Origin of the sequence: Sphingobium sp. B7D2B (assembly GCF_025961895.1) — a bacterium.
Classification (GTDB): Bacteria; Pseudomonadota; Alphaproteobacteria; order Sphingomonadales; family Sphingomonadaceae; genus Sphingobium.
Window position 1 is genome coordinate 37656 of record NZ_JAOQOM010000001.1, and the last position, 14394, is coordinate 52049.

The 14394-nt window shown below is 61.2% G+C and carries 11 protein-coding genes; 4 read left to right on the forward strand and 7 right to left on the reverse strand.

Annotated elements, in window-relative coordinates:
* The first annotated feature begins 94 nt into the window (after positions 1–94).
* The gene (locus tag M2341_RS00200) at positions 95–1135 is read left to right on the forward strand and encodes a LacI family DNA-binding transcriptional regulator (RefSeq protein WP_264583780.1); all 1041 of its coding nucleotides are present in this window, start codon (positions 95–97) and stop codon (positions 1133–1135) included.
* A 73-nt stretch (positions 1136–1208) separates the two neighbouring features.
* Here the strand turns inward: M2341_RS00200 and M2341_RS00205 are convergent, their stop codons facing one another.
* From M2341_RS00205 to M2341_RS00230, 6 genes are all read right to left on the reverse strand, one after another.
* Entirely contained in the window at positions 1209–3494 is a 2286-nt protein-coding gene (locus M2341_RS00205; RefSeq protein WP_264583781.1) for a TonB-dependent receptor, read from the reverse strand.
* Between the two features lie 261 nt (positions 3495–3755).
* The gene (locus M2341_RS00210) at positions 3756–5015 is read right to left on the reverse strand and encodes an MFS transporter (RefSeq protein ID WP_264583782.1); all 1260 of its coding nucleotides are present in this window, start codon (positions 5013–5015) and stop codon (positions 3756–3758) included.
* Between the two features lie 30 nt (positions 5016–5045).
* A complete protein-coding gene (locus M2341_RS00215; RefSeq protein ID WP_264583783.1) occupies positions 5046–6725 on the reverse strand; it encodes a sulfatase in 1680 nt (559 codons plus the stop codon).
* Complete coding sequence (locus tag M2341_RS00220; RefSeq protein ID WP_264585948.1) at positions 6722–7657, reverse strand: formylglycine-generating enzyme family protein; 936 nt, start codon at positions 7655–7657, stop codon at positions 6722–6724. Before M2341_RS00220 ends, M2341_RS00215 begins: the two co-directional genes overlap by 4 nt.
* 88 nt (positions 7658–7745) lie before the next feature.
* Entirely contained in the window at positions 7746–9434 is a 1689-nt protein-coding gene (locus tag M2341_RS00225; protein ID WP_264583784.1) for a glycoside hydrolase family 3 protein, read from the reverse strand.
* Positions 9435–10266: 832 nt separating this feature from the next.
* Complete coding sequence (locus tag M2341_RS00230; protein ID WP_264583785.1) at positions 10267–12015, reverse strand: chloride channel protein; 1749 nt, start codon at positions 12013–12015, stop codon at positions 10267–10269.
* A 71-nt stretch (positions 12016–12086) separates the two neighbouring features.
* Between M2341_RS00230 and M2341_RS00235 the strand changes: the two genes are divergently transcribed.
* On the forward strand, positions 12087–12497 hold the full coding sequence (locus M2341_RS00235; protein WP_264583786.1) for a MarR family winged helix-turn-helix transcriptional regulator: 411 nt from the start codon (positions 12087–12089) through the stop codon (positions 12495–12497).
* A gap of 198 nt (positions 12498–12695) precedes the next feature.
* On the opposite strand, the gene M2341_RS00240 is transcribed toward M2341_RS00235, so the two are convergent.
* A complete protein-coding gene (locus M2341_RS00240; protein WP_264583787.1) occupies positions 12696–13175 on the reverse strand; it encodes an RrF2 family transcriptional regulator in 480 nt (159 codons plus the stop codon).
* 90 nt (positions 13176–13265) lie between these two features.
* Between M2341_RS00240 and M2341_RS00245 the strand changes: the two genes are divergently transcribed.
* Both M2341_RS00245 and M2341_RS00250 read left to right on the forward strand, forming a co-directional pair.
* A complete protein-coding gene (locus M2341_RS00245; RefSeq protein WP_264583788.1) occupies positions 13266–13709 on the forward strand; it encodes a group III truncated hemoglobin in 444 nt (147 codons plus the stop codon).
* Complete coding sequence (locus M2341_RS00250) at positions 13706–14392, forward strand: alternative oxidase (protein WP_264583789.1); 687 nt, start codon at positions 13706–13708, stop codon at positions 14390–14392. Before M2341_RS00245 ends, M2341_RS00250 begins: the two co-directional genes overlap by 4 nt.
* The last annotated feature ends 2 nt before the right edge of the window (positions 14393–14394 follow it).

A 14394-nucleotide genomic window follows, 5' to 3' on the forward strand; every position in this document is an offset into this window, starting at 1 on the left:
CATGTCGTCGCAATTCAAGCGCGTGATTTACCGCTAAATCATACGTGCTTGTGCGCCCTTGTCAACCAGTGCTCAATGCGCATAGGGATTTGCAATGACCAAACGCCCCCGTCGCCGAAGCAAGAACGTCGTGACGATGGCGGAGGTAGCCAGCCTTGCTGGCGTCTCAACAATGACGGTGTCCAACGTCCTCAATAACAAGCCGAGCGTGTTGCCTGAGAGACGGCGAGCTGTGCTCGACGCGATGGACAAGCTGAACTACCGCCCCAATGTCGCTGCGCGTGCGTTGGCGAGCGCAGGGTCCATCCGGATTGGCCTGCTTTACCGCGACGTGGAAAATGCCATTTTGGGCGCGATGCTGGTCGGCGCGTTGAAGGCATCCGTGCGCTTTGGGTTTCAGCTCATCATCCGCAGTTATGATGAGACCAAAGCTCTCGATGAGGTGGCGGCCTTCGCAGTGAGCGGAATCGATGGTCTTCTGCTCCCCCCTCCGCTTTGCGAATTGGTCAGCTTCAGCGGCATTTCGACGAAGCTCAGCATCCCGATGATCGGTCTCGCGCCCGGAACGAACCTGTCGGACATTCCCGCCGTACGGATCGACGACGAAGTGGCCGCATATGAAGTCACGCGCCTGCTGTTGGAGAAAGGTCACCGCCGGATCGGTTTCGTGAAGCTGCCCGGGTCCATGGTGGGGCAGACGCGACTGGCTGGCGTTCAGCGAGCACTCGCCGAGCGCGGGGCGGTGCTGGAAGAGCGGTTCGTTTGGGAAGCCCGTCCGATCTACGAGGCCGGCCTCGCCCTTGCGGACATGGTCTGCAAGATGGACGAGCGGCCCACTGCCATTCTGGCGGGCAGCGATGACATCGCGGCAGCCTTCGTCAACGTCATGCATCGCTGCGGGCTGGACGTCCCGGAGGATATTTCGATCGTCGGGTTTGACGACACGCCGATTGCGGTGAAGATCTGGCCGGCTCTAACCACTGTGCGGCAACCGCTGGCCTGCATTGCTGAACAGGCGACCGAGCGGCTCATTCAGATGATCCGCAACCCCGATCAGTACACCAACGACGTGATCTACATTCCGCATGAGATTATTCAGCGCGCCTCGGTATCCGACCGCCCGTTATCGGACTGACAAAAAAAGGGCGGTGAAGATCTTCACCGCCCTTCCCGATCATTTTCAAGCGAGGCTTACGAGCCTCAGTGCATCAGAAATGCACCGCAGCCCGCACGCCGAAGTAACGCTCGCCATCACGCAGGACCTGCTGATACACCCGGCCACCATTGAAGGTGGAGTTGAAGAGGTTGCCGGTGAAGTTCTTGTCGAATAGGTTCTTCACGAAGACCGACACCGAATAAGCGCCGTCCTTGCTTTCCAGGCCCAGGGCCGCGTTCACGACGGCATAGGCGCCCTGAACGGTCTTCGGATCCTGATCGAGGCTGTACTGAACCTTGGTCTGGTACACGACGTTCGATTGGATGAAGCCATCGAACGGCATGCTGTCGCCGAATGGCACGCCCTGGCGCACGTAGAAGGTGCCGCGGAAATCCGGCGCGTTGGGGAGAGCGCCGCCGCTCAGGTTCTGCGATCCACCGACGCAGCCCAGCGCCGCTGTCTGGCCCACATAGCAGGGGCCGATGGGGAACTCGTCGATGCGCGCGTCCGCCCAAGTGCCGCCCAGCGAAATATCGAGAAGCCGCGTGGGCTTCACGGTCGCCTCGACCTCGATGCCGCGCGTCGAAACGGTGCCGGCATTCAACAGGTAGAAGGAGATGTCACCCGGCAGGCGCGCCTGGGACTGATAACCGCGATATTTGGTGTAGAACAGCGCAGCGTTGAGCGAGAGCTTGCGGTCCAGCGTCTGAACCTTCGCGCCGACCTCGAACGCGTCCGACAGCTCAGGATTGACCGGCTGGTCGGTTGGCTGGGTCGCAAAGATCAGGTTGAAGCCCTTGCCTTTGTAACCGCGTGCATAGCTGGCATAGACATTGCCGAGGTCGCCCAGGCTCTGACGGACGCCGATCTTACCAACCACGGCGGTATCGCTGGTGGAGTTCGAGAAATTGGCAGCCGTGCCGGTCGCCCCGGTGAGCGGCAAATCGCCGGGCACCAGAATATCAGCAGGGCTCCGTCTGGCGCTCCAGTCGAGCGTCTCGCGCAGCACACGCAGGCCACCGAACAACTGGGTCTTCTCCGTCAGATCGATGTTCGTGCTGATAAACGCCGCGATGTTCGAGCTGGAGGTGCTGCCCGAGAACTGCCCGCTGCGCGGGCCGGCCAGAAAGACCTGACGACGCTGGAAGGTTGTGTCGATGTCCACCTTGGAGGCAAAGGCGCCCACAAGCACGTCAAAGCCGCCGAGATCGCCCGAGACAAGGCGGATTTCCTGCGTCAGTTGCTGCAGGGAGGTGGTGCCGCTGTTGACGTCCCACAGGTTTACGCCCGCAACAGGGGCGGTCAGCGACGTGTAGTCCGTGTCGCCGCGACCGGTGAAATCCCACTTCCTGATTGCGCTGATCGAGACCAGCTCGAAATTGTCGGTCAAGCGGGCCTTGATGCGCGCGGAAATGCCCCATTGCTCGCTGTCATTGGTATTGTCCGAGTTCAGGTTGACCTGACGGTTCTCGGCAGAGGGGATGACGGGGGCGACGGCATTGGCATAAGCCACCGTGCCAAGCTCGCGCAGGGTCGGAACCGTGGTATCGCTGCCCTTGCTATAGTCGCCGATCACCGTGATTTCGAGATCGTTCGTGGGCTCGAAGCGCAGTTTCCCGCGCGTTCCCCAGACATGGTAGCCCGAGAGCTTGCTGTCGCCGACCCCGGACACGTTGTCGACGAAACCGTCATAATCCTTAAAGAAACCGCTGAGGCTGAAGCCCAATGTCTCACTGATCGGCCCAGAAATGGAGCCGCGCAACTGCAACTCGCCACCTTCGGCGTACATCGCGTCGAAGTCGCCCGTGAGCGTGCGGCCCGGCGCCTTGGTCGTGACCGAGACGAGGCCGGCGGATGCGTTCTTGCCGAACAGCGTGGATTGCGGACCGCGCAGAACCTCGACGCGCTGAACGTCGATCAGATCCTGGAAGCCCTGACCCGACCGGGCCATCGGCACGTCGTCGACGATGACCGAGACGGCCGGCTCAGTCGCGGCCGAGAACACCGTGGTCCCGATGCCGCGAATGCTCAGCGAGCTGTTGGACTGATTGCTGCCCTTCGTGAACGTCAGCGACGGAGAGGCATTGGCGACCGACTCGATCGACGACGCGCCGATCGCATCGAGCTGCTCACCTGTGACGACGGAAACGGCGACCGGGACTTCCTGGAGGGTCTGCTCGCGAAGCGCTGCCGTGACCACGATGTCGCCCACGTCTGCGGAGTCATCTGCTTGGGGCGCCGTGGATGCTTGGGCGACCTGCGCCATAGCGGCGTGCGGCAGAGCGGTGGCGAGAGCGCTGATACTGCACAGTGCGGCGATTCTGAAATGGCGGATCATAAGAAACTCCTCCCCTTATTGATCTCAGGTAGACGTGAAATTTAGCGCTACATATAGTTGGCCGTAAGCGCCGTCAACTGGTGCGATTCATCCTCGCGAGCGTCAGAATGTTCGGCTTCTTCGGGGCCGCCAGCGGTGACATTTCTTTGGCATGTCACTGCGCGGGCGATCTCATCCGGCCCTTCGCCGCGCGTTCCGTCGGCTCAAGGCTAGCCGATCAATAACAGCCAAGGACGAGGAAACCGTCCGCGATTGAAGCGCTTATCGCGATCGTCTGATCGGCGCGATCGCCACTGCGCCAAGCAGAGCGAAAACCGTGCCTGCAATGAAGACGGCGGCATAATTCTCACCGTCAGCACTGCCCAGCACGAGAATGATTGGGGCAAGCGCCGGCGCCAGTGATTGGGGCAACGAATTTGCAATCTGGAAGACGCCCATGTCCTTCGCGCGCTCCTCCTTGTTCGGAAGAATGGCCGCGAGCAGAGCAAGGTCCACGGCGAAGTAGAGCCCCTTCCCCAGCCCAGCGACAGCAACGCCGACGAGAAACTGCGGGACCGACGGTGCCAGTGCCACGAGAAGAAACCCTGTCGCCTCAATGATCGCAGCCAGAGCGACGAAGGGCTTGCGACGCCCCGACCAGTCCGCAACAAATCCGCCGACGATCGAAATGCTGATGGTCGCGACGGCGATAATGGCCATCGACCGGACCATCACCTGTGTGGCGTCGGAGCGTTCGAGCGAAAGCTGATCTGTGAGAAAAAACAACTGGTAGGTCAGCAGGAACGACCAGGCCATCATGATGAGAAAACGGCTGACGAAGGCCCAACTGAAATCGCGATCGAGGAACGGCTTGATCAGCGCGCGCGGTATTGCCGCGAGGTTCGTGAGAGCCCCGTCGTCCGTAGGCGCGGCCCGGTCAGGCAGGATCAGAACGAGAGCGATGACGCCGATCACCGTGATGCCGAACGGTGCGAGGAACATCAGCAATGTGGACGTCTGCGTAAACTGGGTGATCCAGCTCCCGGCGAAGGTCGCGGCGGTTGAGGTCATGCCGAGCATTCCGGCGACGCGACCTTGCAGGCGGAATGGGACGACATCGGGCAGAATGGGAAGGCAGGCGGCCTGCATGGCGTTGAAACCGGCCTGGCAGATCACCCAACCCAGTCCAAGCAGCAGGAGGTTGGGCGCGGTCCCCAAGATGGTCAGGCCGACGGCGCTGACGGCAAGCCCGCCCAACAGCCAGGGCCGCCGACGTCCAAAGCGGCTCAGGGTCCGGTCCGACAATGCGCCGCAGACAGGCGCGGAGATAAGCGCCACGAAAGCGCCGGTCGCGAGAATGATGCCGAGCCACTGCCCCTTCTCCGCCTCGGTCGCGATTTCACCAACCCGCAGAGCGATGGTCAGGACGACTGGCGTCAGCAAGGCCACCCAGATGCCGAATTGGGCGAGCACATACACGGCAATGAAGCCGCCGGAAACGGGGCGGACGGGCTCCATCGGAGCATCGGGTCCTGTCGTCATCGTGAGTCTCCGAAAGAAACCGCGGGGGCTTTAGGGCCGGTAGAACTTCTTTTCGGCATCGGCTTTCACCTTGGCCTCACTGTCCGGGAACAGGCCGTTCATCTTGGATGGCAGATTGGGCTCGATGTACCACTCTTCCGGGAAATCAGCGGCTCTCGTTCCGCCGATCTTGCGGCTGACGAGGCCCGCGCTGGTCTTCTCCGAGAACGGCACCACATGCTGGCCCTGATTATTCGCAAGCTGCTCGAAGAGCGCCTTGCGCAGGGTGATCTTGGTTTCGAGCCAGGCCGGATCATTGATCAGGTTATGCTGTTCATCTGGGTCGGACTTGAGGTCGTACAATTCCTCAAGATCCCATACGCCATGATATTGAATGTACTTCACGCGGTCGCGCTGGATCGCGAAGGTCGTCGGTGTCTGCGGGAAGCTCCACTCCCAGTAATATTCGTACACGAAATCGCCGGCCGCCCAGTTCTTCTCATCGACCTTGCCTTCGGCCAGCGGCAGGAAGCTCTTGCCTTCCATCTGCGCCGGCTTGCCGAGATGCGCGACATCGAGGAACGTCGGCGCAAGATCGAGATTGCGGACGACCGCGGGGTTGGTGGCGCCCTTGGGCAGCGTGCCCGGCGCCCAGACGATCATCGGCACGCGCACGGACGGCTCATAAGCGTTGCGCTTGTCGATCAGGCCGTGCTCGCCGATCAAAAAGCCATTGTCGGAATAGAAGACGACCATCGTGTTCCTATCGAGGCCGTTCTTCTTCAGATAGGCCATGATCCGGCCGAGACTCTCATCCACCGGGCTAAGCGTGCGATAGTAATCGCGCACCTGCTCCACCATCGAGCGATCGGTGTGATAGGGGAAGTCTGCGCCATGCCAGCTGTTACGCTGATTGCGGACCCACATCGGTTTGCCGGCATTGTTCTCCGGCGTGTCGGCCATGCTCGCGGGCAGGTCGATCTTCAGGTCCGCATATTGGGTCTTGTAGCGATCCGGCGGCACCGGATCGGAGTGGACGGCCTTGTGGCTGAGATACAGGAAGAAGGGCTTGCTCTTGTCCCGGTCCTTTTCCAGCCAGGTCATCGCATAGTTGGTGAGCTCGTCGGTAATGTATCCCTTCTGCTGAACAGCCTTGCCGTCCACATTCAGCATCTGACGCTCGCCAGCAGCGATCCGCGCCGGCGACAGCAGGTCCGTCGGGAAGTAGGTTCCCTGCCCCTTGAAGCTCACCCAGCGATTGAATCCAGGCCGGGGCGCATCCGTATCCGCGCCCATGTGCCATTTGCCGAAAAAGCCGGTCTGGTAGCCCGCCTGCTGGAGATAGGCGGGGAAGAAGGTCAGATGCTCTTCCGATGAATCATGATTGTCCACCACGCCGTGATTGCGCGTGCTCTGACCGGTCAGGATCGTGGCTCGGCTCGGCGAACAGAGCGACGAGGTGACGACGGCGTTCGGGAAATAGACGCCTTCCTTTGCCAGCCGATCGATATTGGGGGTGTTGAGGCCAGGCTTGAGAAAACCCATCGCATCATAGCGGAGGTCATCAACCAGCACGAAGACGATGTTCATCGGCTTCCCGGCGTGAGCGAGAGTCTGCGGTGCAGCGGGCGCGCCAGCAGTCCGGGTGGGCTGACCGGCCCAGGCTGCCGTGGTCAGCAGGATACCGGCCGAGAAAGCGGCGGCGCGCAAGGCTATGCGGGAGCGGGTCATGACGGCATGTCCTCCTTGTTGTCCCTGATGATGCAACGAAAGCCGATGTGGCTGGTCGAACTGTCCACCGACTGCGGATGGCGTGCCGCCGGCCTATAGCGCTGGCAATAATTGGGCGCACACAGATGCGAGCCGCCCTTCAAGACCTTGCGACCGATCGGCACGTGCGGCGTACAGGGATCGACGCTCTCCCGCTCCGTACCACCACGCGGATTGGATGGCACGCAGCAGGCACCGGCAGGTTTCGTTTCTGCCTCCGGCAAGGCGTACCAATCCACCGTCCATTCCCAGACATTGCCGATCATGTCGAAGAGGCCGTAGTCGTTGGGCGGATAAGTGCCGACCGGGGACGTGCGGAGATATCCGTCGGTCATGAGGTTCTGGTAGGGGAACTCACCCTGCCAGTAATTGGCCAGGACGCGACCGTCTGGCGCCAGTTCGTCGCCCCAGGCATAGTCCAAGCCCTCAGACCCGCCGCGTGCCGCATATTCCCACTCGGCTTCCGTCGGCAGGGCCTTGCCAGCCCAATCCGCATAAGCCTGCGCGTCCTCATAGGCGATGTGGACGACCGGATGATCCCACAGACCGTCGAGCGCTCTGTCCGGTCCGTGCGGGTGCTGCCAATCCGTGCCGAAGCTGAACTGCCACCATTCGCGGAAATCGTGGAGATCGACCGGGCCGCTCGTTGGCATGAACAAGAGTGAACCCGGCCGCGCGAACTCGGCCGGCATACCGGGATAATCGGCAGGATCGGGCGCGATCTCCGCCAAGGTCCGGTGGCCGGTGGCCTTGACGAACTCGGCGAAGGCACGATTGGTGACCGGCGTTTCATCGATCCAGAAGCCGTCGACACGGACCTGCCGCACGGGCCGTTCCTCGGGATAGAAGCGCTCCGATCCCATGGCGAAGACGCCGCCGGGTATGTGCCGCATGTTGGAGGTGCCGCCGGTCGTCATTTATGGCCGCCGATCATCTGGGACAGCGCCACGCGCTGGGCCGGAAGTAGAGAGCCGTTCCCGTTTACCACCGCAACTGCTCCATGCCGCAGAAAGGATCGACCGGACTGTCCCCCACAAAGGGCTGCTGACCGAAGAGGCGCAGAGCCAGCTCCTCCTGAACGACCGGCAGTGCGCTGTACGCGTTGATACAGGTCGACATATTCGGCGCATCATACAGATAATAAGGCTGCCCGAACGACACCAGCAGCGTCGGAATTTCGCGATTGAACTGCACCATGGCGAGGCGCGAGCCGCCATGCAGCTTGGTGAAGTCGAGGTAGATGTGGCTGATCGCGGGGGTTGCCTCCTGCCCGACAAGATAGAGCAGCAGATCGCAATCGTCACGGGTCGGCAGGTTTTCTAGGTCGTAAAAGCGAAGGTCGTGCCCCTTGGCTTTCAATGCCTCGAGCAATGGATCGAAGCTTCTTGGCGCTGCACCCGAGACGAAATTCCAGCCTTCATCGGCGATCACAACGATGCGTCGGTGACGCTGGACATCAAGCGGCAGCAGAGCCTGACTGTCCTTGACGAGCGTGATGCTCTTGCCGGCAGCCTGCCGCGCGGTTTTACGGTGATCGTCGTCGGCAAGCTTCGCCTTCAGCGCGTCGAGCGGCGGCAAACGATCTTCGGGCGCAGCGCGGTGCAGGCCGAGAGCCGCTTTAAGGGACAGAATGCGGGTGACCGCCTCCTCCAGCCGCTGCTCCGAGAGCCGGCCCTCCCGCAAACCGCTGAGCATATGATCCATGTCCTCGCGGGGTTCCCGGCTGAACAGGAACACGTCGCAGCCATTCTCGATCACAGCCGGGACGGCCGCCGCGCGGTCCATCCAGCTGGTCAGGCCGCCCATCACCGTCGCATCCGAGACGATGAGGCCACGAAAGCCAAGCTCGTCGCGCAGAAGATCCTGATTAAGCAGGCGCGACACAGCGGCAGGCGTAAACGCGTCCCGCCCACTATCCGGATACCGCGCACGTACATAGGACGGCAGGGCGATGTGCCCGGACATGATCGTCATCACTCCCGCATCGATCATCGCGCGGAAGATGCGGCCGAAGCTTTGCTGCCAGTCGTCCAGCGACAGAGCATTGACGGACGTGCTCAGATGCTGATCGCGATCATCGATCCCATCGCCCGGCCAGTGCTTGGCGCAGGCCGCCAGGCCTTCCGATTGCAAGACCCGGATATAGGTCGAAGCGTGATTGATGATCCGCTCCGGATCAGCCCCATAGGACCGGGTGCCGACCACAGCATTGCGGAACGCCTGATTGATGTCGACAACCGGGGTGAATGACCAACTGTAGCCGAGCGCCCGGCTTTCTTTCCCCACAATATGGGCAAGCCGTTCGGTCAGATCGAGATCGTTACAGGCGGCGATGCCCATCTGGTTGGGTATCTGCGTCGCGAAGGACGCGCTGAGCATCCCGCCCTCGATGTCACCCGAAAGGATCAGCGGCACCTCTGAACGATCCAGTTGCGCCCGCGTTGCCGACCAGGCGGCTTCGAGGTCATGCGTCGGAAAACGGTGAACGCCGCCTGGCGCAAAGCCGGCCAGCCAGTCCACCTCTTCCAGCGTGTCCTGCCGCGACGAGAGAATGAAGAGTTGTGCGATCTTCTGCTCGACACTCAGACTGTCGCGCGTTCGCTCCACCCACATGCGGCCTTGCGGCGAAAGGGAGAGCGGAGCGTTTGATGAAGCGCGATCGATGGTCATTATACTCGATATTTATGAGTGTTCGACTGAGGGCTTTCGCCCACGCAACAGCCCCAAGATGCCCGGTGCCTGCCTGGAGAGAGAGCGGCAGGCACCGGGACCAGGGCGCTGCGGGCATAGCCCGGCGCCCATGTGAAGCTGGTTGTGGATGCGCGGTCCCGAGGATTGAACGCGGATGCCGCAGATACGTCAGTACTTTGCCAGCTTTTGGCGCAGGCCAGCCCGGACTGGCTTAGAGGAGCTCGGTCACGGGAGGCTTGTCCCGCGAGAGGCCCCGCAGTTTGAGGTCTTGGCGTGGGATGACCGGGGTTTTTGCTTGCGAAGCACAGCAAGTCGTTGTCGGCGATCCAGGCACCTGCATCAGCATGGGCATTTCCAATCCCACTAGCACTAAAAGTCATCATGCACCTCTCCGGCCTCCACAAGACACCCCATCGCCAGTAGCACGACGAGAGCTAAGTGATGTAGCGCTACATATCCTGTCTGTGCCCGGTGTCAAATGATGCGAACAAAGCTGTCTGTCGCGATCATCTGCAAGCTCAGACGTAATAGTAGAGTGCTTTCGCAGCCAAGCGAACGGCAGCTATCGCCTTAGCCGGACGTTCAAGGGCGCGGCGCTGAATGACGGGTTTGTCCCATTAAACGACGATGACGCTTCAGACAGCTAGCGACCAAAGCCGGTCGTTGGGGTCGGCCTACTTGAACGACTGCTTCAGCCAGTAGCAGTCATTCGGGACGCTTCAGCCTGCCCTGCGAGATCCGCCCCAGTTCGAGACTTTGGCTCCGGAACTGTGCATCCCGACAGCGGACGTTCGATCAGTGCTAAGTCCTTTTAACGGCCACGGGTGCGCTCCGCCTCATTTCCGATCCGTCGCGCCTTCAACAAATCGTGTCGCGATAGAATACCGATCACCTTGTTGGCGCTCGGGTCGATGATCGGAACACGCCCGACGCCCGTTTCGACCATGAGATCGGCCACCACACCAACCGGTGCCTGCGCGGTTGTAAAGGGCTGTGAGGCATCCGAAACGACATCGGACAAAGCGACGTCTCCCGGTGCGCTTTCAACTTGCCAACGCAGCGCGTCGGATCTCGATACCAGACCGAGCAACCGTCCTTCTTCATCTATCACTGGATAGCTGCGGTGCCTGGCCGTGCTCCCGAAAAATGCGATCGCCTCGCCAATGGTCGTTGAGCCCGACAGCGTGTCGGGGTTGGGGGTCATGATCTGTCCGGCCTGCAGGAAGTCGAAAGAATCTACGCTATATTCTTGGAGGATGTGGCGGCCGCGTCGCGAGATCTTCTCGGTGAGGATCGAGCGACGCATGATGAGCACGCTGACCGCGTAGGCGCAAACGGAGGCTGCGAATGCAGCAGGCAGGCTGTCGAAATGTCCCGTCAGTTCCGCCGCGAAGACAGCGCCGGTCAAGGGCGCCCGCATTGCTCCACTCAAGATACCGGCCATTCCCAGCATAGCGCAGAAGCCTGGACTGGCGCCGACCGCGAGGCCGACCAGGGAAGCGCAAGCACCGCCCAGGATCAGCAACGGCGCCAGGACACCGCCCGATGTGCCGGAGCCGAGCGCGACTAGCCAGACCACCGCTTTCAGGACGAATAGCGCGACTAAGACGCGGGTCGCGAGCGACCCATCGAGCAGATCCTGGATGCTCTGATAGCCGGCCCCGAGTACATGTGCGTCGATGAGTCCACCGATACCGACGACGATGGCGCCCAACGCCGGCCACCACATCCAGTGGATTGGCAACCTGTGGAATTGATCCTCGATCCGGTAGAGGAACGTGGACAAAAGCACCGCTTCGAGACCGACGATCAGCCCGATGCCTCCAGCACCAATCATGACCAGCCAACTGGTGACTGGCACACCGTGAAAGGGAAACAACGCCCCGCTTCCGACGAGGAGGGGGCGCCAGGCCAGCGACACGAGCGCGGCGACGACAACCGGCACGAAGCTGCGTGGTTTCCATTCGAACAGCAGTACTTCCACGGCGAGCAGGATTGCGGCGACTGGCGTTCCGAAAATCGCCGTCATGCCGGCCGCTGCGCCGGCCACCAGAAGTGTCTTGCGCTCCGCGGCGCTTAGATGGAAGCACTGAGCGAAGAGCGACCCGATCGCTCCGCCGGTCATGATGATCGGCCCCTCGGCCCCGAATGGTCCGCCGCTGCCGATCGAGATGGCGGACGAGACGGGTTTTAGAATGGCCACCTTCGGCGATAGGCGACTTTCGCCATAAAGAATGGCCTCGATAGCCTCCGGGATGCCATGGCCACGAATCTTGTCGGATCCAAAGCGAGCCATAACTCCAATGATCAAGCTGCCGATCACCGGAATGACGACCACACCGAACCCGATCGAACTGTCGGTGATCAGGGCCGGGCCGGCAGACAACTTTCCAAACCAGAAGATGTTGGTCGCGATTGAGATGAGCTTGAGCAATGCCCAGGCCCCGAAAGCGCCCCCCGTCCCAACGAACAACGATGCAGCGACGAGAATAAGCATACGCCGGTCGGCGCTATGATCGGCGAGCTTATGAGCGTGGGGTTGCGGTGCTATTGCGGTCATGGCGCCTTTCCGATCTATGGGCGGCGCATTATATCGCAATACGATATTTATCAACCGGGTTGGGAGTAATCATGACCGAGGCTTCTGTCACCGATGCCGACTATGCGGTTTTAGCGGACTTTCGTCACACGCTGCGACTGTTCATGGCATTCAGCGAGAGCAGGGCCGCTGCAGCGGGCCTGACGGCCCAACAACATCAGGCATTGCTAGCGATCCGCGCCGCTCAACCCGGCACGGCGACGATAGGCTATGTGGCCGAGCGGCTCATTCTGAAACCTCATAGCGCCACAGGCCTCATCAACCGGCTCGAGGCGCTGGGGCTGTTGACGCGCCGTCCTTCGGTGACCGATCGGCGGCAATCGCTTCTTGAACTTACGGTGAAGGCCGAAACGATCCTAGCTGACCTATCAGCCACGCATCGGGAAGAGGTTCGGCGCCTGCGTCCTCTGCTGATAACTTTGCTTGATCGCGTAGGAGAATAGAACACAAAATTTGGGTCGGCTGCTTCCGCCTTCATGACGCCGTCGTCTGACTCAGTTTAGCATTTCGAAACCTGCGCTATCTTCCTGCCCACGCAAAGACGCTATCCCTCGATCCTTTCGGACCGATATTTCGGCAAAAGCTTGGTGGAACTGTCGGAGGGTCGCTGTGCGCGCGGCTTTAGCACGGGATGCTTGCTGTCAGAGGATACCGCCTTGGGAGGCCTGATTCTCAACGGCGGCAGAAGATCTCGAAGATGCGTTCGAGATATGAAGTAGGTACCCAAAATCACCTCGGCGGGAGAGAACATCGGCCAGAGAGTAGCTGTCCAGCACGCTGAGGAACGCCATTAAGGCTTCATCCAGCACGCTGGTTAAACCGCAGGCAGGCGCAATAAGGCATGAGCCGCAACCGACGAGATCAAAATCGTCTTCCGTGTGGCGGATCAGGGCGCCAACATTGATCTCTTCCGGAGGGCGGGCGAGCCGTATGCCGCCATTGCGGCCGCGCACGCTTTCCAGATAGCCGGCGTTCACAAGGTCGTTCACTACCTTCATCAGGTGGTTCTGAGATATGCCGTAGGCACGCGCGATACCGGCAATCGACGCAAGCTCCGCGGGCGTCCGCCCCAGATAGAGCAGCACGCGCATGGCATAATCGGTGTATCGCGTCAGGCGCATCGGCACTCCAAATTTAATGATGCATTTTTATTGCATGTTTCAATGCGCGTGTATAGATGCATCAATGCTGCATGATATGGAGTCGGCGCAATGGCTCAATTACAACTCGACGATGATGGTCTGAGGGGGCTTGTGGACGCCTTCTATGCCCGCGTCCGCGTGGATGCTGAATTGGGCCCGATCTTCCGCCACGCCATCCATGATTGGCCCGAGCATCTCGACAAGCTGGCGGCCTTCTGGTCCTCGGTGATGCTCACCACCGGGCGCTACAAAGGCCAACCCGTTCCGGCCCACATGCAGCACCGAAGCCGAATTACGCCGGCCTTGTTCCAACGCTGGCTGGCGTTGTGGGCAGACACCACGAACGAACTCATGTCACCCGGCGCCGCCATTACCTTACAGGCAAAGGCGGCGCGCATCGCCGAGAGCCTGCAACTTGCCCTCTTCTTCCGGCTGGATGACCAGCCCTTCCCCCGGCCCGCACGCCAAACAGCCGACGCGACGGACCCTGCACAGAGGAGTACGCTGCCATGACCGACATTCCACTCGTTGACCTGACGGTCCATCATGCACCGCGTGACGTGCGCGATCGGATCGCGCTCGGTTTCACCAAGGTTCTGCGCTTCTGCGCCGACACTTTTTTCGCCAAGCGCTACGGCCATCGCGCCATCGTTCTGGAGACCGTCGCGGCCGTCCCCGGCATGGTCGGTGCAACCATCAATCATCTCACGTGCCTGCGCCGGATGTGCGACGACAAGGGCTGGATTCGCACCCTGATGGAAGAAGCGGAGAATGAGCGGATGCACCTGATGACGTTCATCGAGGTCGCCAAGCCGACCCTGTTCGAGCGGCTGGTCATTCTGGCGGTGCAATGGGTCTTCTACCTTGCCTTCTTCACGCTTTACCTGGTGAGCGCGCGCACCGCGCACCGCATCGTCGGCTACTTCGAGGAAGAAGCGGTGATCAGCTACACCCTCTATCTCAAGGAAATCGACGAGGGCCGCAGCGCCAATGTCCCGGCACCCGCGGTTGCGCGCCATTACTGGAAGCTGGCCGACAGTGCGACGCTGCGCGACGTGGTGTTGGCGGTGCGGGCCGACGAGGCGCATCACCGCGATGTCAATCACGGCTTTGCCGATGAACTGTCGGGAAACGCGCCGACGATCAAGGCGTCGCCCTATCCTGAGCATGCCGAAGACATCCGGTTGGCGGCCTGATC